General features: G+C 41.0%; 20 protein-coding genes, 1 rRNA gene and 2 pseudogenes. 15 read left to right on the forward strand and 8 right to left on the reverse strand.

Annotated elements, in window-relative coordinates:
* Positions 1-11: 11 nt before the first annotated feature.
* Complete coding sequence (gene nrfA / locus NYR89_RS06520) at positions 12-1517, reverse strand: ammonia-forming nitrite reductase cytochrome c552 subunit (RefSeq protein ID WP_279445190.1); 1506 nt, start codon at positions 1515-1517, stop codon at positions 12-14.
* A gap of 415 nt (positions 1518-1932) precedes the next feature.
* On the opposite strand from nrfA, the gene ilvG reads away from it, so the two are divergent.
* The 7 genes from ilvG (at position 1933) to rraB (ending at position 8651) form a co-directional block, all read left to right on the forward strand.
* Positions 1933-3585 carry an acetolactate synthase 2 catalytic subunit gene (gene ilvG, locus NYR89_RS06525; RefSeq protein WP_279445191.1) on the forward strand — a complete coding sequence of 551 codons (1653 nt, stop codon included), beginning with the start codon at positions 1933-1935 and terminating at the stop codon, positions 3583-3585.
* A gap of 18 nt (positions 3586-3603) precedes the next feature.
* A complete protein-coding gene (gene ilvM, locus NYR89_RS06530) occupies positions 3604-3822 on the forward strand; it encodes an acetolactate synthase 2 small subunit (protein ID WP_279445192.1) in 219 nt (72 codons plus the stop codon).
* A 122-nt stretch (positions 3823-3944) separates the two neighbouring features.
* Positions 3945-5777, forward strand: a complete 1833-nt coding sequence (gene ilvD, locus NYR89_RS06535; RefSeq protein WP_279445193.1) for a dihydroxy-acid dehydratase — start codon at positions 3945-3947, stop codon at positions 5775-5777.
* 202 nt (positions 5778-5979) lie between these two features.
* Positions 5980-6810, forward strand: coding sequence for a ZIP family metal transporter (locus NYR89_RS06540; RefSeq protein WP_279445194.1), 831 nt, complete (start codon positions 5980-5982; stop codon positions 6808-6810).
* A 39-nt stretch (positions 6811-6849) separates the two neighbouring features.
* Positions 6850-7272 carry a DUF805 domain-containing protein gene (locus NYR89_RS06545; protein WP_279445195.1) on the forward strand — a complete coding sequence of 141 codons (423 nt, stop codon included), beginning with the start codon at positions 6850-6852 and terminating at the stop codon, positions 7270-7272.
* A gap of 316 nt (positions 7273-7588) precedes the next feature.
* Complete coding sequence (yihA, locus tag NYR89_RS06550; RefSeq protein ID WP_279445196.1) at positions 7589-8209, forward strand: ribosome biogenesis GTP-binding protein YihA/YsxC; 621 nt, start codon at positions 7589-7591, stop codon at positions 8207-8209.
* A 1-nt stretch (position 8210) separates the two neighbouring features.
* Positions 8211-8651 carry a ribonuclease E inhibitor RraB gene (gene rraB, locus NYR89_RS06555; protein ID WP_039197645.1) on the forward strand — a complete coding sequence of 147 codons (441 nt, stop codon included), beginning with the start codon at positions 8211-8213 and terminating at the stop codon, positions 8649-8651.
* 49 nt (positions 8652-8700) lie between these two features.
* Here rraB and tusA read toward each other — a convergent pair whose 3' ends face one another.
* Positions 8701-8940, reverse strand: coding sequence for a sulfurtransferase TusA (gene tusA / locus NYR89_RS06560; RefSeq protein ID WP_005603270.1), 240 nt, complete (start codon positions 8938-8940; stop codon positions 8701-8703).
* 24 nt (positions 8941-8964) lie between these two features.
* Between tusA and pepQ the strand changes: the two are divergent.
* The 5 genes and pseudogenes from pepQ (at position 8965) to nudC (ending at position 13119) form a co-directional block, all read left to right on the forward strand.
* Positions 8965-10297 (forward strand): annotated as a pseudogene (gene pepQ, locus NYR89_RS06565) (Xaa-Pro dipeptidase).
* A gap of 22 nt (positions 10298-10319) precedes the next feature.
* The gene (locus NYR89_RS06570) at positions 10320-10784 is read left to right on the forward strand and encodes an FxsA family protein (RefSeq protein ID WP_279439314.1); all 465 of its coding nucleotides are present in this window, start codon (positions 10320-10322) and stop codon (positions 10782-10784) included.
* Positions 10784-11632, forward strand: a complete 849-nt coding sequence (locus tag NYR89_RS06575; RefSeq protein ID WP_279445197.1) for a DMT family transporter — start codon at positions 10784-10786, stop codon at positions 11630-11632. Before NYR89_RS06570 ends, NYR89_RS06575 begins: the two co-directional genes overlap by 1 nt.
* A complete protein-coding gene (locus NYR89_RS06580) occupies positions 11633-12331 on the forward strand; it encodes a pseudouridine synthase (RefSeq protein WP_279445198.1) in 699 nt (232 codons plus the stop codon).
* Complete coding sequence (gene nudC, locus NYR89_RS06585) at positions 12331-13119, forward strand: NAD(+) diphosphatase (RefSeq protein ID WP_279445199.1); 789 nt, start codon at positions 12331-12333, stop codon at positions 13117-13119. The genes NYR89_RS06580 and nudC overlap by 1 nt, the downstream gene beginning before the upstream one ends.
* Before the next feature lie 73 nt (positions 13120-13192).
* Here the strand turns inward: nudC and NYR89_RS06590 are convergent, their stop codons facing one another.
* From NYR89_RS06590 to trxB, 3 genes are all read right to left on the reverse strand, one after another.
* Positions 13193-13615, reverse strand: coding sequence for a YidB family protein (locus tag NYR89_RS06590; protein ID WP_279445200.1), 423 nt, complete (start codon positions 13613-13615; stop codon positions 13193-13195).
* A 123-nt stretch (positions 13616-13738) separates the two neighbouring features.
* On the reverse strand, positions 13739-14491 hold the full coding sequence (gene kdsB / locus NYR89_RS06595; RefSeq protein WP_279445201.1) for a 3-deoxy-manno-octulosonate cytidylyltransferase: 753 nt from the start codon (positions 14489-14491) through the stop codon (positions 13739-13741).
* Positions 14492-14597: 106 nt separating this feature from the next.
* On the reverse strand, positions 14598-15551 hold the full coding sequence (gene trxB, locus NYR89_RS06600; RefSeq protein WP_279445202.1) for a thioredoxin-disulfide reductase: 954 nt from the start codon (positions 15549-15551) through the stop codon (positions 14598-14600).
* A gap of 169 nt (positions 15552-15720) precedes the next feature.
* On the opposite strand from trxB, the pseudogene dhaK reads away from it, so the two are divergent.
* The 3 genes and pseudogenes from dhaK to dhaM all read left to right on the forward strand — a co-directional run bounded on the left by dhaK (position 15721) and on the right by dhaM (position 17838).
* Positions 15721-16791: pseudogene (dhaK, locus tag NYR89_RS06605) on the forward strand (dihydroxyacetone kinase subunit DhaK).
* A 1-nt stretch (position 16792) separates the two neighbouring features.
* Positions 16793-17419, forward strand: coding sequence for a dihydroxyacetone kinase subunit DhaL (gene dhaL, locus NYR89_RS06610; RefSeq protein ID WP_279445203.1), 627 nt, complete (start codon positions 16793-16795; stop codon positions 17417-17419).
* A gap of 8 nt (positions 17420-17427) precedes the next feature.
* Positions 17428-17838: a dihydroxyacetone kinase phosphoryl donor subunit DhaM gene (dhaM, locus tag NYR89_RS06615; RefSeq protein WP_279445204.1), complete on the forward strand. Its 411-nt coding sequence runs from the start codon at positions 17428-17430 to the stop codon at positions 17836-17838.
* A gap of 279 nt (positions 17839-18117) precedes the next feature.
* Here dhaM and NYR89_RS06620 read toward each other — a convergent pair whose 3' ends face one another.
* From NYR89_RS06620 to rrf, 3 genes are all read right to left on the reverse strand, one after another.
* On the reverse strand, positions 18118-18543 hold the full coding sequence (locus NYR89_RS06620; RefSeq protein ID WP_279445205.1) for a hypothetical protein: 426 nt from the start codon (positions 18541-18543) through the stop codon (positions 18118-18120).
* Positions 18544-18612: 69 nt separating this feature from the next.
* Complete coding sequence (locus tag NYR89_RS06625) at positions 18613-18873, reverse strand: hypothetical protein (RefSeq protein WP_279445206.1); 261 nt, start codon at positions 18871-18873, stop codon at positions 18613-18615.
* 501 nt (positions 18874-19374) lie between these two features.
* Positions 19375-19490: ribosomal RNA gene (gene rrf / locus NYR89_RS06630) — 5S ribosomal RNA — on the reverse strand.
* Between the last annotated feature and the right edge of the window lie 46 nt (positions 19491-19536).

Consider the following 19536-nt stretch of genomic DNA (forward strand, 5'->3'; position numbering starts at 1 on the left):
TCAAGCTTCTATTATTTCGCTTCTGCTTTTGGTGCTACAACCGCTTTTGGTTCTTCTACTGCAGGTAATAAGCCTTTTTTACGAGCTTCCGCATCCCATTGTGGAACCACTGTACGTAAGAATTCATCTTTCGCCGCTTGGTCTTTAGGAATATCCAAACCAATCGCTTTTTGTGCTTTTTCTTTAGTAGAGATATCAGGAATTGCTACTGGAGTAGTTACGCCGTGTTTCGCCAATACTACACCTAATTTCGCACGTGCATCTGCCGCACGGTCGATACCTGTTGCAATTACATGAAGCATTACATCCGGAGCGTGCATATGGCTACCGTGACCTGCCGCTGAGTAGTCCCAACGCCATTGAGCGTGACGAATCGCCGTTAAGATGTCTTTCATTTCTTCTTGAGTTGCACCCGCTTCCCAAGTCGCTTTCGCTTCAAAATGTGCTTTCACTAATTGATCTTCTAAACGAATCATTGCTTCTTTCACTTGGTGTTTATGTTCTTTCACACGTTTCTCAAGTGTTTCTTTGCTTTGTTCGTGACAAGTTTTACAGGTTGCATCAAATTGATCGAACGGGTTACCAATTTTGTGATCCGTATAAACTTTACCGTCTTTGTCTTTCACTTTCGGCATATGACAGTCGATACAAGTTACACCGTTTTTACCGTGAACACCTTGTGCCCAAATTTCAAAATCCGGGTGCTGTGTTTTTAACATTGGCGCTTTAGATAATGCGTGAGTCCAGTCAGCAAATTGGATTTCATCGTAGTATTTCTCAATGCTATCTACATCTACACCTTTATCCCATGGGAAGGTCACGTCTTTTTTATCTTTGAAATAATATTCAACGTGACAGTTTGCACACACTGCGGTACGTTTGCCGTGTTTATCTAAGTCCTCAAATTTCCAACCCACCGTTTCTAACGCACGTAATACATGTGGACGAGCAATACGTAATGCCGGTTTACCTTCTTCAAACTCTTTAGAACTCGTATCGTGACAGTCTGCACAACCGATTGAGTTCACGATTTCAGCACCGTATTTTGCCCATTTAGGATCAAAATAACCGCGTTCACCTTTTTCTTCAATTAAGCGAGGAACATCAGGGCCTTTACATGTCCAGCAAGCCATTGGCTGTGGGCCGTCATTTTCATCTTTTGGCGCACCAGTACGTAAAATTTCACGTACGTCCGTGATAGCATAGTAATGACCACGAGGTTTGTTATAGTCTTTCGCAAACGCATAACCCGCCCATAGCACAACGTAACGAGGATCCGCCGCTAAAGCACTACCACGGTCGGTTGACTCTGAAGTCGCTTTCCATGAGTTATATTGAAGCGGGTATTTTTCAGCAAATTTGTGGTTTGCTGATTCTACTACCACACCTAATTTTTCATGTTTTAAAGCTTTATCGGTTAAAGACGGTGATTTTGCGTCCTCCGCCCATGCTGACGATGATAAACACCCCAACATTGCAATGGTTGCCATTGCTAATTTTTTAGTTAAACGTTTCACGTTGTGTCCCCCACAAAATGCTGATAGAAATGAGAATTTTTCTTATTAAAAACAATAAGATAAACATTGCGTTTCACGCGTGAGCATAGAATAAAATAGGTAATATTTACTAGGTGAATCTTAACTTTTATTGAAATAAATCAACAAAAAAACCAAAAATACCTCTTTAGTGTTACAGCATTTTTACTCAGAATAACAATGATTTTTATTAACTAAACTACAATATATGTCCTATGGGGATAACGTTTTCTAGACTAGGTTAGCTCCTTAAAGAAAACACTACTTTATACAATCAAAATTTGAGCTAAATACAATTATTTTAATTTATAAGGTTTAAAAAAATCAGAATCTGTGTTATCAATAACAATCTTTTATTTTATAAATTTAACTAAATAATATAAGGACACAACATACAATGAACGGTGCAAATTTAGTCATTGAAAGTCTAAAAGCACACGGAGTTACCACGCTGTTTGGTTACCCCGGTGGTGCTATTATGCCTACCTATGACGCACTTTATGATTCAGGTTTAGATCATTTATTAGTTCGCAACGAGCAAGGTGCGGCAATGGTCGCGATTGGCTATGCACGTGCAACGGGTAAAGTTGGGGTATGTATTGCAACTTCCGGTCCTGGTGCAACGAATTTGATTACCGGATTGGGGGATGCGGCGTTAGATTCTATTCCTGTGGTTGCTATTACCGGGCAGGTAGCAAGCCATTTAATCGGCACAGACGCTTTCCAAGAATCAGATGTATTAGGCTTATCACTCGCTTGTACTAAGCACAGTTTCATTGTCCAAAACATTGAAGAATTACCGGAAATTATCGCTCGAGCGTTCCAAATTGCACAAAGTGGTCGTCCCGGTCCGGTATTAGTCGATATTCCTCGTGATATTCAACTCACCCCAACTTCAGCTAAACCGATTGTTTATGAAAAACAGCCTGTTGACCCACAAGATCAACACTTACTCAGTGAAGCGAAAACCCTATTGGCTAATGCTAAACGTCCGGTACTTTACGTCGGCGGCGGTGTCGGTATGGCAGGCGGTGTACAAGCGGTTAGAAATTTCCTAAAAGTCACAAACATTCCATCTGTATCAACCTTAAAAGGGCTAGGCACAATTACCATTGATGATCCGCTTTATATGGGAATGATTGGTATGCACGGTACTAAAGCGGCAAACTACGCAGTACAGGAATGTGATCTTTTAATCGCGTGCGGAGCACGTTTTGACGACCGAGTAACCGGCAAATTAGATACTTTTGCCCCTCACGCTAAAGTAATTCATATTGATATTGATATTGCTGAAATTAATAAATTACGCAAAGCACAAGTAGCGTTACGAGGTGATTTAATCGAAGCGGTTAATGCCTTAGCACAACCGCTAGATATTGAGCCTTGGCGTGAAGATGTCAGACGCTTAAAAGCCGATTTAGATTTCCAATATATTGATAATGCAGGCGAAGGTGATATTGATGCTAAAGCATTATTAAACACGCTTTCACAACGTAAACCTCAAAATGCAATTATCACGACTGATGTTGGTCAACATCAAATGTGGTCTGCCCAACATTTACAACATTTTGCCCCAGAAAACTTTATTACTTCGGCCGGCTTTGGTTCAATGGGTTTCGGTTTACCGGTCGCGGTGGGTGCAGTAAAAGCTCGTCCGCAAGATCCTGTGATATTAGTCACCGGTGATGGCTCAATTATGATGAATATCCAAGAATTTGGTTCAATTAAACGTGGCAAGTTGCCTATCAAAATTTTATTACTAGATAACCAACGTTTAGGAATGGTACGCCAATGGCAATCGCTTTTCTTCCACGGTCGCCACAGTAATACGATTTTAGATGATAATCCTGATTTTGTGGTATTGGCTTCAGCGTTTGGAATTGAAGGTGAGCGTATCGAAAAAGCAAGCGAAGTATCTGACGCATTAGATCGTTTGCTCAATGCCAAAGAGGCTTATCTACTACATGTTTGTATTCCGGAAGAAGATAACGTATGGTCGCTTGTGCCACCGGGTGCGTGTAACGCCGATATGCTTGATGATGAAGTGTAAGAATAGGGAGAAATAAATATGCAACGTTACGATCTAACTATTACGGCAGAGAAACGCCCTGAAACACTTGAGCGAATTTTACGAGTTGTACGTCATCGTGGATTTGAGATTTTAACGATGAATGTCAGTAGTGATACACAACATTTTGAAATGACACTTCATATACAAAGTACACGAGCGATTGAATTGCTGACGCATCAATTAAGCAAACTGATCGATGTAAAATCAATTTGCTAATCAATTAAAAAGCAAATTTCACAAGCGGTTGTTTTTTATTTGTTTCTTGTAAAATATCAAATAAATTCAACCGCTTATATATTTATCAAAATAACACAACATAGTCTAATTTGGAGAAAGATATGCCTATTTTACGTTCTGCAACCTCAACGCAAGGTCGCAATATGGCAGGCGCACGTGCATTATGGCGTGCAACAGGAATGAAAGAAAACGACTTCGGCAAACCGATTATTGCCGTAGTAAACTCCTTTACCCAATTTGTACCGGGTCACGTCCACTTACGTGATATGGGGAAACTGGTTGCCGAGCAAATCGAAACAGCCGGCGGTGTTGCAAAAGAATTTAATACCATTGCGGTGGATGACGGTATCGCAATGGGTCACGGCGGTATGCTTTACTCATTACCAAGCCGTGATTTAATCGCTGACTCAGTTGAATATATGGTCAATGCACACTGTGCTGATGCAATGGTGTGTATTTCAAACTGTGACAAAATCACTCCGGGAATGTTAATGGCGGCAATGCGTTTAAATATTCCGGCAATTTTTGTTTCCGGCGGCCCAATGGAAGCTGGCAAAACCAAACTCTCGGATCAGCTGATTAAATTAGATTTGGTCGATGCCATGGTACAAGCGGCAGATAAAAATGTATCGGATGCAGATGTTGTCGCTATCGAACGTTCAGCTTGCCCTACTTGCGGTTCTTGTTCGGGAATGTTTACCGCTAACTCAATGAACTGCTTAACCGAAGCATTAGGTTTATCTTTGCCGGGTAACGGTTCAATGTTAGCTACCCACGCTGATCGTAAAGAATTATTCTTAAAAGCTGGTCGTCAAATTGTTGAGCTTTGCAAACGTTACTACGAGCAAGACGATGCGAGCGTATTACCACGTTCAATCGCCACCAAAGCGGCATTTGAAAATGCAATGAGCTTAGATATCGCGATGGGCGGTTCAACCAATACGGTTTTACATTTATTAGCGGCACAAGAAGCGGAAGTGGATTTCACTATGGCGGATATCGATCGTTTATCACGTGTAGTTCCTTGCTTATCAAAAGTTGCCCCAAATACCAATAAATATCATATGGAAGACGTACACCGTGCCGGCGGTATTATGGCGATATTAGGCGAGTTAGATCGTGCAAAATTATTACATAACGACACAAATACTGTACTGGGTATGACGATTGGTAAACAAATTTCACAATACGATATTATGTTAACCAAAGACGAAGCAGTACATAAATTCTTCCGTGCCGGCCCGGCGGGTATTCGTACAACACAAGCATTCTCACAAGATTGTCGTTGGGATACGGTAGATAACGACCGCCAAAACGGTTGTATTCGCGACAAAGAACACGCATATAGCCAAGACGGTGGTTTAGCAATGCTTTCTGGTAATATCGCACTGGACGGTTGTATCGTAAAAACTGCCGGTGTAGATGAAAGTATCTTGAAATTTACCGGCGAAGCAATTGTATTTGAAAGCCAAGAAGATGCGGTTGCAGGTATTTTGGGCGGTAAAGTACGTGCCGGTCATGTTGTTGTGATTCGTTACGAAGGTCCGAAAGGTGGTCCGGGTATGCAAGAAATGCTTTATCCGACCAGTTACTTAAAATCAATGGGGTTAGGTAAAGCCTGTGCATTATTAACAGACGGTCGTTTCTCTGGTGGTACATCAGGTTTATCAATCGGCCACTGCTCGCCAGAAGCGGCAGCAGGCGGTTTAATCGGTGTGGTAAAAGACGGTGATACGATTGAAATCGATATTCCAAACCGCCGTATTGAGTTGAAAGTAGCAGAGGAAGAACTAGTACAACGTCGTATAGAACAAGATGCGAAAGGTTGGAAACCAGCAAATCGCCAGCGTGAAGTATCATTTGCCTTAAAAGTATACGGACATTTTGCAACTTCTGCGGATAAAGGTGCGGTACGCGATAAAACCAAAATCTGATAAAGGATAATTAGCATAAATGGACACCCTTAGGTGTCCATTTTTATTAGGATCTAATATTCTTAATGGCAAGCGGTCAATAATGGGGTTATTTTTTGCAAAAGTTGATTGAATAGTAAAAAATTAAGCTACATTTAAAACAACATTAACTAACAAAAATTTGTTAAAATTTGACCGCTATTATTTTTTATTCGTGAAAGCTATGTACGATTATTTTTTATCTTTACACCCAGTAGCACAAGCGTTTATCGCGGGGTTATTTACTTGGGGTTGCACTGTCTTTGGTGCGGCGTTTGTCTATTTCTTTAAAACGGTCAACCGTAAATTACTTGATGTAATGATGGGCTTTGTCGCCGGTGTGATGATTGTCGCCTCTTTTTGGTCGCTCCTCGCGCCTGCACTTGAATATGCCGAGCCAAGCTATGGTTCTCTTGCATGGCTACCGGTCGCGGTCGGTTTTCTTGCCGGCGGTATTTTCTTACGACTCATTGATAAAATTGTGCCTCACCTACATTTAAGTAAACCGCTTTCAGATGCGGAAGGTATGCCTCAATTTAAAAAAGGCTTATCCAAAAGTATGTCGCTTTTTTTAGCGATTACTATTCATAATATTCCAGAAGGTCTTGCTCTCGGTGTGACATTTGGTGCTTTAGCTTCAAATGTCGCTGATCATCAAGCAATGTTAACTGGTGCGATAGGTTTAGCAATCGGTATCGGTTTACAAAATATTCCAGAAGGATCATCTTTATCGTTACCGATTCGAGGTGAAGGAAAAAGCCGTAAACAAGCCTTTTTATGGGGAGCAATGTCTGCGATCGTTGAGCCAATTGCGGCGATATTCGGTGTCGCTTTTGTGCTGTCCATGACCGCTATTTTACCTTATGCACTTGCTTTTGCCGCCGGTGCGATGATTTTCGTGGTAGTGGAAGAACTGATTCCCGAGTCACAAAGCGGCGGTAACACCGATATTGCCACCTTAGGTTTAATGGCGGGATTTGTAATTATGATGGTATTAGATGTCGCTTTAGGCTAAGCTACGTTTCTATTTTGATCGTTACCCGAAGGAATGTGTATGATTTGGTACAAAGCACTGTTTTCACTTCAAGGAAGACTCAATCGCCAAGGCTTTTGGATCGGCTTTGCGATTAACTTTATTTTCTTATTTATTGTTGCAAACTTTTGGTTAAATTCGACCGCTTTTAATCTGATCAGTTTGCTTCCGCTTGCATTATCGCTATATAGCTTATCTGCGGTCATTATTAAACGCCTACACGACCGAAACCGCTCCGGCAAAGCGGTTATCATGGCATTTGTACCGGTTGTGTGCTATGGTGTATCCCTTTCAGCCCAAGGCACAATGCAATGGTTGCTCGGGATGATGATGCCAATGTTTATCGGTACGATGTTGCCGCTGGAATGGGGTGTATTTAAAGGTAATCCGCAGGCAAACCAGTATGGGGAAAAGGGCTTAAGTGTAAAATTCCTAGCTCAATAAATTCATATTAAGTTTACTTTATATGTTACTTTTCTTTGCATTGCCAAAGAAAAGTAACCAAAAGAAAGGCAACCCTACTTCACCGCTTATCTTCGCTTAGTTGAAATTTGCTTAATGGAACATTTTAGATTCGCTTCGCTCAAGAAAAATGTTCCTACAAATTGCAACACGCTCAGGCGGTTCAGAAGGGAACCCAACCCAAACTGCCTAATATATACTTTCTTTGGCAACGCAAAGAAAGTAGGAAAAACGTTTAAAGATACCTAAACTTAAATATTAATTAATATTTCTTCTTAAATTAAAAGAAACACTAATAATGCTCAAACTAAACTATCACAAAACTCATTTTTTAACTTCTGCACCGGATATCCGTCATTTACCGGAAGACAATGGTGTGGAAATTGCCTTTGCCGGTCGTTCAAATGCCGGTAAATCTACTGCACTCAATGCATTAACCAATCAAAAAAACTTAGCTAGAACCTCAAAAACACCGGGGCGTACTCAGTTAATTAACTTATTTGAAGTCGAGCCGAATTGTAAACTCGTCGATTTACCAGGATACGGTTATGCGGCGGTGCCGGAGCAAATGAAGCTCCAATGGCAAAAAGCGTTAGGCGAATACCTACAAAAACGTGAATGTTTACGCGGTGTGGTGATTTTGATGGATATTCGCCACCCGTTAAAAGATCTCGACCAACAGATGATCGAATGGGCGGTATCCGCACAATTACCAGTATTATTACTATTAACTAAAGCGGATAAACTCAGCCAAAGTGCAAGAAGTAAAACAGTAAAAATGGTGCGAGAAGCGATTTTACCGTTCCAAGGCAATATTCAAGTCGAAGCCTACTCTGCACTCAATAAAATTGGTATTGATAAACTTTCCGAAAAATTAGATAGCTGGTTTGCCGAACAATTCATCAATCAAGGAGCATAAAATGTACGATTTTAATGAATTACGCCAAGAAACGGATGAGATCATCGAAAACCTATTAAAAGACGGTTCGGATCCTGACGCGCTTTATATTATTGAACACCACGTGGCACACCGTGATTTTGATAAACTGGAAAAATTAGTGGTTGATGCTTATAAACTCGGCTATGAAATTTCAGAAGCGGAAGAAGTTGAAGAAGAAAATGGCAAAGTGATCTTCGTGTGCGATATCGTGAGCGAAGTTAACTTAAATGCCGACATCATTACCGCACAGCAAAAAGAATTACTGCCGCTGATTGAAAAAGTCGGTGCGGAATATGAAGGCTGGGGCACTTATTTTGAAGATCCGAATGCGGAAGATGATGAATACGGTGAAGACGGCGAATTTTTCGATGACCAAGATGAAGATTTTGAGTTTGACGAAGAAGAAATTACCCGTCACTAATAGTTAAAAAATCCCCCATACGCTCGTGTGGGGGATTTCTTTATCGTGCTTAAAGCCCTTTTTTGACCCAGTAACGATACGGGGTATTTTCCGTTTCGCTATTTAGTAATTGGTGATCCATAAATTCACAGAAACTTGGAATATCTCGCGTGGTAGCCGGATCATCCGCTACAATTAATAACACCTCGCCTTCCGCCATATTTCGAATGGTTTTGCGAGTGAGCATTACAGGCTCCGGACAGCGTAGCCCAAGCGTATCTAATGTTTGATCAATTTTTATATCCGTCATATTTTTCTCTTATGTTTTTATCTTATGAAACTATTATTTACACAACACATCAAACGACTACAACAAGTCGTTCAAATGATTTTAGAAACTAACTTTCTCAGCGGTTTATGGATTCACTCCGGCACGGCTCGCTATCATTTTTTAGATGATCAAACCGCCCCCTTTAAAATAAACCCACATTTTAACTACTTCTTCCCTTTTCCGACAGCAGAAAATTGCTGGTTATTTTTAGACGGCAAAAATAAACCGACCGTCTATTTCTATGCGCCGAACGATTATTGGCATACGCCACCGACTGCCCCGACAGATGCTTTTTTTGCAGATGAATTTCAGTGGGTGATTTTGCAAGATGCCCAAGAAATTGCAAAATTTATCCAAAATCCGACCGCTTGTGCCTTTATCGGTGAAGATGAAAACTTGGCGAAATCACTTGGTTTCAAGCAAATCAATCCGCAAAAAGTGCTGAATCAGCTCCACTTCGAACGTTCGATTAAAAGTGAATTTGAAATCGAAGCAATCTACCAAGCACAATTTGCGGCATTAAAAGGTCATCAGGCGGCAAAACAAGCCTTTTTTGAAGGGAAAAGCGAGTTTGAAATTAACCTCGCTTATCTAAAAGCCAGTCAACAATCCGACTTAAACGTGCCTTATGGCAATATTATTGCCATCAATCAACATTCGGCTATTTTACACTATACTCGGCTTGATTACGCCCCTAATCCGCAACCGCAGAGTTTTCTGATTGACGCAGGGGCAACCGTACACGGTTATGCCTCCGATATTACTCGCACTTATGCGGTTGATCCTAAGAGCGAATTTGCGGCAATGATTAAGCAAATGGAACAATACAAATATCGCATTATTGAGCGACTTGCTGTGGGTGTAAACTATCTGAGTTATCATACGCAAATGCGGCAATGGATTGCCGAAATGCTCGCACCAATATGATTTTGTTCGCCTTACACCGGAACAAATTTTTGACGAAGGAATTTCGAGCGCCTTTTTGCCACATGGCTTAGGGCATTTGCTTGGACTACAAGTACACGATGTCGCCGGTTTCCAACAAAATCATCGTGGTACTCGCAAATCACCGCCGGAGGTTTATCCAAGTCTGCGTTGTACGCGTGATTTGGCGGAAAACATGGTGCTGACGATCGAACCGGGCTTCTATTTCATTGATATGTTACTGAATCCGTTGCAAAATAGCCCGCTTGCACGTCATATTAATTGGCAGAAGATCGCTGAATTTAAACGATTCGGTGGCATCCGCACCGAAGACAATATTGTGATGCGTTCGCAAGGGGCGGAAAATTTAACCCAAAAAGCGGAAACTGAACTTCAACTTTCTGATCATTAAAGCATTCAAATAAGGAACTGTTATGACATTTCTTTTTATCTTATTCGGTATTTTTCTGTATATCTATTGCGAGATCTCATTACTGGTCACGATGGGAGCCCAAATCGGGGTGCTACCGCTGATTTTGTTACTGATCGGTATTTCGGTATTAGGCTTATGGTTTGTGAAATTACGTGGGTTATATACCATTTATTCGATTCGTAGTGAATTAAGCCAAGGCAAAATCCCGACACAAGCGGTGATCGGCTCACTCCTGTTTATTTTAGCCGGCGTCTTTTTAATTATTCCCGGTTTTTTAAGCGATATTATTGCGATTTTATTAATGTTGCCGGTGACGCGTCATATTGCCGAACGTTATTTAATGAAATTCTTTAAAGCGAAAGTGCGTTTCAACCATTTTTCAAGCGGTCAATTTTCACAGCAAGATAACAATACATTCGATGCCGAATTTGAACGCAAACAAGATCAAGATAAATGGATTAAATAGTGGATAAACATACGCTCGCATTACTGAAAGTACATTTCACCGCGATCCTTTTTGGCGCTTCCGGTATTTTCGGTGCATTAATTGAAAGCGACCCGGATACACTTGTACTTGGGCGAGTAATAATCGCGATTGCCTGTATCTCATTGTATTTTATTTGGAAAAAACAACCGCTTGTAAAACTCACTCGCCAAGCATTCTTTAACCAAGTGCTTTCCGGCGTCTTACTTACCGCCCATTGGGTGACATTTTTCACTGCTGTGCAAGTAGGCGGTGTCGCCTTGGCAACTTTAGGCTTCGCCAGCTTTCCTGCTTTTGTCGCATTATTTGAAATGCTCTTTTTTAGAGAAAAACTCAGTTATCGTGAAGGCTTTTTACTTGTGGCGATCACCATCGGCTTAATTCTGGTCACACCGGAATTTACTTTTGGCAATCAAGCAACATTAGGACTTTTATGGGGTGTTTTATCCGCTTTGGTCTATGGTGTGTTGGCAATTGTAAATCGGAAAACTATGAGCAAATTATCCGGCATACAAACGAGCTGGTGGCAATATTTAGTGGCAATGCTGATCCTATTACCTTTTTCCACAAAAGGCTTACTCAACGCACCTACCCTTGATTGGTTTTGGATTTTCTGTATCGGTTTTTTCTGTACCACATTGGCATATACGCTATTTGTCTCCAGCCTTGATACGATTAACGCCCGTACCGCTTCGATGATTATCTCGCTTGAGCCGGTATATGCCATTGCGATTGCCTGGTTATGTTTTAACGAAGTACCGACATTAAAAATGTTGATTGGCGGTGCGATTATTTTACTCTCGGTCGCTTGGGCTAACTTAAAGAAATAAATGATGTTTAAAGCTAAATTTAATCAAAAAAATAAAACCCGTTCTGCAACAACCAAACCGAACTTGCAAAATAGAACCAAAAAACGACCGCTTAAACCACAGCTTTCGTTTGAAGATACTGTGGTTGTGTTGTTTAACAAGCCGTTTGACGTGTTAACCCAATTCACTGATGAACAAGGGCGACAAACGCTGAAAGATTTTATTCCGATTCCACAGGTTTATCCGGTCGGTCGCTTAGACCGTGATAGTGAAGGTTTATTGTTACTCACTAATAACGGAGAAATTCAGCACCGCTTAGCGAATCCTAAATTTGAAAAGCAGAAAACTTACCTCGCACAGGTGGAAGGTATTCCGCAAGCTACAGATTTAGCTAAGTTAGAAAAAGGTGTTGAATTGAAAGACGGCTTAACCAAACCAGCAAAAGCGAAAGCGATTCCCGCCCCGAATTACGAATGGCAAACCGCCCCAAAAATTCGAGAACGAAAAACCATTCCAACCAGTTGGATCGAGCTAAAAATTCACGAGGGAAAAAACCGCCAAGTACGCCGAATGACAGCACATATCGGCTTTCCGACCCTGCGCTTAATCCGTGTCGGTTTAGGGCAATTTCAGCTTGGTGATTTAGATAGCGGTGAATACCGAGTTTTAGATGAAAAAGAAAAACGCCAATTATTTCAACAAATTGACTTAAAAATTTAATGATTTCGGGAGCAAATATGAAAAGTTATTGGGTATTAGTACATCATTTTGATCTTGCTTTAAAAGATGATGAAATTCCTTTCGGTACAGCCGAACAATTAGGTTTAGCAAGCTTTGCTAAATTACAGGTTGGAGAATACCAAAACTCACCGATTTTTCTGGTGCAATTGGATGAACAAGCGGTCGAAAATCTACAAAATTTTACCATGGTAAATCTACGCTCACAGATTGCTCGCCCGGCGGAATTTGCTCACCTATTACACCGAGCCGTTTCACTTAATCATTTCCTCAATACGCATAAATTCTGTGGTAAATGTGGTGCTCACACCGAACTTGCTAACAACGAAATTGCAGTACATTGCCCAGATTGCGAACATCGTAGCTACCCGACCATCAGTCCGTCTATTATTGTAGCGGTACGCCGTGGACGACAAATTTTACTTGCTAACCATCTACGTCATAAAGGCACGATTTACACCACATTAGCCGGTTTTGTCGAAGCCGGTGAAGCAATCGAAACCACCGTTCAACGTGAAGTATGGGAAGAAAGCGGCTTAAAAATCAAAAATATCCGCTATTTCGGCGACCAACCCTGGGCATTTCCAAACTCACTGATGCTAGGCTTTCTAGCCGATTATGATAGCGGAGAAATCACGCCGCAAGAGGAAGAAATCTTCGATGCAAAATGGTTCGATTGCGATCAACCGCTCCCAGAACTGCCACCGGAAGGCACGATTGCATTGGAGCTAATCAAAGAAACGTTGAAGATTTGCCGAGAGGAAAGATAACAATAATTTTATAAAGGGCTAATTAAGCCAAAACAAAAACAGGGAGAATTAAATTCTCCCTGTTGTTTTAAGATTAGCTAAATAATTTACCTAACACACCTTTTGTCGCTTGTGCTAATAGGTCGTTAGTATTTAAGTTTTGTAGATCCGGTAATTGACCGTTCGGTGTTAATGTATCAACGATTTTCGGTAAAAATTCCGCTAATAAATCACCCGCATCTTTTTCTTCTACACCCGCTTCTTGTGCCGCTTGCAGATTTTCTTGACCGAATACATTTGCGATTTGCTCGCCGGATACCGGTGCGTTTTCTTCATCCGCACTGATCCAAGTTTTTAATAAATCGTCTAAACCACCTTGTTGTAATTTAGCGATTACGCCTTCAACACCACCTTGAGATTGTAGTAATGCTTGAATTAATTGAAGTGCTGTTGATTGATTGCCGTTACCGCCACTTAAAACAGATGATGCGATTGAGCCTAAAATGTTTCCTAACATAGGTTTACTCCGAGAAATGTGCCTAAGCACGTTTTTATTTACTGAGTTGTTACTCAGCCTAGATAATTAAGCGGTCCGATTTGCAAAATTTTTTGCAATTTTGACCGCTTGTTTCTGCCGATTCTAAGCCAGAATTCGGCGAACACGTTCCAAATCTTCTTGCGTATCCACCCCTACCTGAGGTGCTTGTTTGGCAAGTTCGATATGAATTTTTTCTCCGTACCATAACGCACGTAGTTGCTCTAACGATTCCAATTGTTCTAATTGCGTCGGTTGCCAAGCCACATATTGTTTCACAAAGCCGGCACGGTATGCGTAGATTCCGATATGGCGTAAGTAATTTTGGTTTGCAACAAAAGTGTCATCACAGTCTGCGAAATGATCACGAGCAAACGGAATCGGCGCACGAGAGAAATAGAGTGCCATACCGTTTTTATCTGCCAGCGCTTTGACGGCATTCGGATTGAAAAGTTCTTCTTTGGTGGTTAATTTTACCGCTAATGTCGCCATATTCACTTGGCAACGATCTAAATTTTCCGCCACCTGTGAAACGATCACCGGCGGGATCAACGGCTCATCACCTTGTACATTCACGATAATTTCATCATCGGCAATCTGCATCTTTTCAATCACTTCTGCTAAACGTTCCGTGCCTGAATTATGTTGATCCGAAGTCATGCACACTTCCGCACCAAATGCTTTGGCGGTTGCTTCAATCTCCGGATGGTCGGTCGCAATAATCACCCGGGTTGCACCGGCTTGTTGCACTTTTTCCCATACGTGCTGAATCATCGGTTTGCCGGCAATATCTAACAGCGGTTTACGAGGTAAGCGGCTTGAGGCGTAACGAGCCGGGATAATCACAGTAAAATTCATAACATTTCCTTTATAAAAAACACGAAACATCCGCTCGAATCCACATGGCAAAATTCTTGTGAAATTTAACCGCTTGTTTGAATGGAACCGATGTTCCGCAAAATATTTAGGCTTCTAACGCATCTAAGAAACGTTCTGCATCTAACGCCGCCATACAGCCTGTACCTGCTGAAGTGATTGCTTGGCGATAGTTATGATCCATAACATCACCTGCGACAAATACGCCTTCTACGCTAGTTGCGGTCGCATTGCCTTCTAAGCCCGATTTCACTTTAATGTAACCGTTATCCAATTCAAGCTGACCGTCAAAAATTGCGGTATTCGGTGCGTGACCGATCGCGACAAAGAAGCCGTCCACTTTAATTTCTTCTTTGCTCTCGTCTTTGGTTGAAGCTAAACGTACACCGGTTACGCCCATATTATCGCCTAACACTTCTTCGACCGTTCTGTCGGTGTGAAGAATGATTTTGCCTTCTTCCACACGTTTCTGTAAGCGGCCTAATAAAATTTTCTCGGCACGGAAGCTATCACGGCGGTGTACTAAATGTACTTCGCTAGCGATATTGGCTAAATATAACGCTTCTTCAACGGCAGTATTGCCGCCACCAACAACCGCAACCGGTTTGTTACGGTAGAAGAACCCGTCACAAGTTGCACAAGCTGACACGCCTTTGCCTTTAAAAGCTTCTTCAGAAGGTAAGCCTAAATATTTTGCCGATGCACCGGTTGCGATAATTAACGCATCACAGGTAAAGGTATTAATATCACCTTTTAAAGTAAACGGACGTTTAGATAAATCTACGCTGTTGATATGGTCGAAAACAATTTCCGTGTTAAATTTTTCAGCGTGTTTCAGCATTTTATCCATTAAGCCGGTACCGGTGGTATGCTCATATTCTCCCGGCCAGTTTTCAATTTCATCGGTGGTGGTTAATTGACCGCCTTGTTGCATACCGGTTACCAATACCGGATTTAAATTCGCACGAGCGGCATAAACAGCGGCGGTATAGCCCGCCGGGCCTGAGCCTAAAATTAAAAGTTTTGCGTGTTTAACTGTCATGATGTAATCCTTATCAATAAATATCGTTGCTATTTTAGCGTAAATTTACCGCTAACTCTATTTTCGTTTTCACTCATCTTTTTTTCGATTTTGTGAAGCGACTAACAGAAATTCGCTTCGAATTTTGGTTAAATTGGGACAAATTCTTCTTTTAAAAGGATATCCGTCTATGAAAAAACTTATCAATTCAATCGAAGCTGTCTTACAAGAACAATTAGCCGGTTTTGCCAAAGCTCATTCGACTCTAGTTCTAAACACTGAGCCGACTTATGTACGCCGAGCTGACGCACCGGTTGCCGGTAAAGTGGCATTGATTTCCGGTGGCGGAAGCGGACACGAACCAATGCACGCCGGATTTGTTGGTAAGGGAATGTTAGACGGTGCTTGCCCGGGGGCGATTTTTACCTCTCCGACCCCTGATCAAATGTTTGAATGTGGTTTAAATGTTGATAGTGGCGAAGGTGTGTTATTACTTATTAAAAATTATACCGGTGACGTTTTAAATTTTGAAACTGCCACCGAACTTCTTGCCGATAGTGGCGTAAAAGTCGCAACCGTACTTGTTGATGATGACGTAGCGGTCAAAGACAGCTTATATACCGCCGGTCGCCGAGGGGTTGCCAATACCGTGTTATTAGAAAAACTATTAGGCGCGGCTTAAGATAAAGGCTACAACTTATCACAATTAGCCGAGTTAGGTTATAAGTTAAATAATGCCGGACATTCGATTGGCATTGCACTTGGTGCTTGTACCGTACCGGCGACAGGTAAGCCGTCTTTCACTTTAGCCGAAAACGAAATGGAATTTGGCGTAGGGATTCACGGTGAACCGGGTATTGAACGCCGTCCGTTTGAAAATCTGGATAAAACCGTACGCCAAATGTTTGAAACCTTAATTGCACACGGTGATTATGAGCGGACTGTACGCCGTTGGGATAACGATACTCAACAATGGAACGAAGTGTTAGATAAAAAACAAGCATTACAAAAAGGCGATCGTGTGATTGCGTTAGTGAATAACTTAGGTGCAGTACCGCTTTCAGAATTATATGGTGTTTACAATGTGCTTGCAGATTGTTGCGAACAATTCGGTTTAACGATTGAGCGTAATTTGGTCGGTTCATTCTGCACCTCACTCGATATGCAAGGTGTTTCCATTACCTTACTAAAAGTCGATGATGAAACCTTAGCACTTTGGGATGCACCGGTTAATACACCTGCATTACGTTGGGGAGAATAAAATGGCGATTTCAAAACAACAAATTCTGCAATGGCTTGAAAATTGTAATCAAGTGATGAGCGAACAACGAGATTTCCTCACACAACTGGATACCGAAATCGGTGACGGTGATCACGGCTTAAATATGCAACGTGGTTTTAGCAAGGCGTTAGAAAAAGTTGCTACGGTAAGTGATAAAGATATCGGCACGATCTTAAAAACGGTCGGAATGACATTACTCTCTCAAGTCGGCGGTGCGAGCGGGCCTTTATACGGCACTTTATTCATTAAAGGTTCACAAGTTGCCAATGGTAAAGAGCGACTTACCTTTGAAGAACTTGTTAGCGTCTTCAAAGCCGGTGTAGAAGGTATTATCGCTCGTGGACGTGCAGAACTGGACGATAAAACCATGTGTGATGTTTGGCTTCCGTTACTTGATGAATTAGCACAAGCGGATCACTCCCAAACTGAATCTGTTCTACTTAACCAAGCGGTTGAAAAAGCTGAAATTTTTGCAAATGCAACCGTACCGATGATGGCCAAAAAAGGACGTGCCAGCTATTTAGGCGAACGCAGTATCGGTCACGCCGATCCCGGTGCAACTTCGAGTTATTATCTTATTAAAGCCTTAGCGGAAGCAGTTAAATAGGAGTTGTTATGGTTAATTTAGTGATTGTTTCACATAGTAAACAGCTTGGAGAAGGCGTAGCAGAAATTACCCGCCAAATGGCACAAGGCGCATGTCAAATCGCAGTAGTCGCCGGTATTGATGATCCGGATAATCCGATTGGTACGGATGCAGTAAAAATTATGAATGCGATTGAAGAAGTATTCAGCGAAGACGGTGTGGTGATCTTTGTTGATCTCGGTAGTGCGATTTTAAGTGCGGAAACCGCAATTGATTTACTTGAGCCAGAGAAAGCGGAAAAAGTGGTAATTAGTTATGCACCGCTAGTTGAGGGCGCATTCGTCGCTACGGTAGCGGTCGCCGGAGGCGATAATTTGGCTTCAGTATTACAAGAAGCGAATGAAGCGACCTCTTTAAAATTAGCTCAGAATCAAAAATAATATTTATCATCTTAAATTAATAAAACAGCTAGAAATTTCTAGTTATTTTTAAACCATACTAGGCAAAATTATGATTATTTTGTCTAGTATGCCTAAAACTACTACAGGCTTAAAAACCTTCATTATAAAGAAACTAAAAAATTGATTTATTATCATCTAGATTAATAAGTTCGACAATTGGTCATTGAGCCATACTGATTATAATAGGTTATTTTTGGGGTTGAAAATGGAGTACCAAAACCCAAAGATTGCTGAGAACTAGAAGCGTGTCGAATGGCACTAGCTTGAGCTTGCATAGCGACAGTTATGTTTTCTCTGAACATCAAATTGGATATCAGTAGTAGTAGCCTTTTTATTTGATACACTATTTGTATAACTTCCATAGTTTGATTGTACCGCATAACGGTTTTGGTACTCAGCTTCAGCACCACTCACCCAAATAGCTTTACAAAGAGGCGTTTGAACAAAGCCTATTTGTACCCCTTGTTCCGGAATGTCATAGCGTAAAGTAGTTGGTGTATATCCAAAATCTTGAAAGCCACCCTGACCGTTTTCACAAACCAATTTAGCTGATTCTGGAAATGAATTATATTGAATATGCAATCCAGTCGGCGGAGAATAAGGAAGAGAAACACAGCCTTGAAGTAAAAAAACTGAAAACACTATAGATATGCTATACATAAAATCTCGTAAACATTTAATCATAAATCCCCCCCAAAGTTACTCCACATTAATATGCTTATTAAATGATAAATCCTCATTATTATTCATCCACTAATCATCAATATCCGCAATACTTTTGCGAGAAACGGTTAACTGTAGTGAATTCGTATCAAAAGCATATTCCACGACAAAAAAAGGGCACTTTTTAATTTCTCTCCTTACTATTTTTTCACACTCATCTTTAGGATAGCCAACTTCAAGTAAAAAAGTTTTTGTTTGATACATTACCCCCAAATGTTCTTCATCAAGAATAGTTTTAGTCGCACTTGTCATCAGTCTATCGACATGATATTTAAAATCTTCCAAATCCATACTATCTCCATAAAAATTGTTTAACTAGTATTGTTTTACTTCCTATGTCAATAGGAAGTAAAAGCAGTATACTGCTTTGAAAATTTTGGATTTTTTAGCTGGGAAAATTAATTTAGGGGAGTGGCAAGCAGTCTGATTTTTACGATTTTTTGCAACGCTGGGGACTTGGTTAGCTCTGTTAAGATTACTTTCTTATTAACCCAAAAGTAAAAAATAAAAAATCAAATCCATAAAATGCTTTAACCGTATTATTTTATTTCCTATGTCAATAGGAAATAAAAGCAATATACTGCTTTTAAAATTTTAGTTTTCTGGTTAGAAAAGTTAAATTTGAGGGGAATAACAAGCAGTGAGATTTTGAATAAATTTTGCAAAACATTAGATTCACTACATTAATAATTTATTTTTCTTTTGATTTTATTTTGAAAAGCAAAAACCCCAAAGCTATCACTAACTCTGGGGTTCTCTTACTTCTTTGTCTTTGCTTTCGCACTAAATTCAATCTGGCGATGCCCTACTCTCACATGGGGAAACCCCACACTACCATCGGCGTTACTGCGTTTTACTTCTGAGTTCGGAATGGAATCAGGTAGAGCCACAGCACTCTGGTCGCCAGAATATTCTGTTGATGCCTTTTGTCTTCTTTCTTTGTCTTTGTTCTTT

It is taken from the genome of Actinobacillus arthritidis, assembly GCF_029774155.1.
Taxonomy (GTDB): domain Bacteria; phylum Pseudomonadota; class Gammaproteobacteria; order Enterobacterales; family Pasteurellaceae; genus Actinobacillus; species Actinobacillus arthritidis.

Bases quoted from the DNA above. Each gene is read 5' to 3' on its own strand.
- dhaL (WP_279445203.1), top strand. From the start codon at position 16,793: ATGGCGATTTCAAAACAACAAATTCTGCAATGGCTTGAAAATTGTAAT.
- ilvD (WP_279445193.1), top strand. From the start codon at position 3,945: ATGCCTATTTTACGTTCTGCAACCTCAACGCAAGGTCGCAATATGGCA.
- nudC (WP_279445199.1), top strand. From the start codon at position 12,331: ATGATTTCGGGAGCAAATATGAAAAGTTATTGGGTATTAGTACATCAT.
- NYR89_RS06540 (WP_279445194.1), top strand. From the start codon at position 5,980: ATGTACGATTATTTTTTATCTTTACACCCAGTAGCACAAGCGTTTATC.
- NYR89_RS06590 (WP_279445200.1), bottom strand. From the start codon at position 13,615: ATGTTAGGAAACATTTTAGGCTCAATCGCATCATCTGTTTTAAGTGGC.
- NYR89_RS06625 (WP_279445206.1), bottom strand. From the start codon at position 18,873: ATGGATTTGGAAGATTTTAAATATCATGTCGATAGACTGATGACAAGT.
- trxB (WP_279445202.1), bottom strand. From the start codon at position 15,551: ATGACAGTTAAACACGCAAAACTTTTAATTTTAGGCTCAGGCCCGGCG.
- dhaM (WP_279445204.1), top strand. From the start codon at position 17,428: ATGGTTAATTTAGTGATTGTTTCACATAGTAAACAGCTTGGAGAAGGC.
- tusA (WP_005603270.1), bottom strand. From the start codon at position 8,940: ATGACGGATATAAAAATTGATCAAACATTAGATACGCTTGGGCTACGC.
- yihA (WP_279445196.1), top strand. From the start codon at position 7,589: ATGCTCAAACTAAACTATCACAAAACTCATTTTTTAACTTCTGCACCG.
- NYR89_RS06545 (WP_279445195.1), top strand. From the start codon at position 6,850: ATGATTTGGTACAAAGCACTGTTTTCACTTCAAGGAAGACTCAATCGC.
- rraB (WP_039197645.1), top strand. From the start codon at position 8,211: ATGTACGATTTTAATGAATTACGCCAAGAAACGGATGAGATCATCGAA.
- ilvM (WP_279445192.1), top strand. From the start codon at position 3,604: ATGCAACGTTACGATCTAACTATTACGGCAGAGAAACGCCCTGAAACA.
- NYR89_RS06620 (WP_279445205.1), bottom strand. From the start codon at position 18,543: ATGATTAAATGTTTACGAGATTTTATGTATAGCATATCTATAGTGTTT.
- NYR89_RS06580 (WP_279445198.1), top strand. From the start codon at position 11,633: ATGATGTTTAAAGCTAAATTTAATCAAAAAAATAAAACCCGTTCTGCA.
- ilvG (WP_279445191.1), top strand. From the start codon at position 1,933: ATGAACGGTGCAAATTTAGTCATTGAAAGTCTAAAAGCACACGGAGTT.
- kdsB (WP_279445201.1), bottom strand. From the start codon at position 14,491: ATGAATTTTACTGTGATTATCCCGGCTCGTTACGCCTCAAGCCGCTTA.
- NYR89_RS06570 (WP_279439314.1), top strand. From the start codon at position 10,320: ATGACATTTCTTTTTATCTTATTCGGTATTTTTCTGTATATCTATTGC.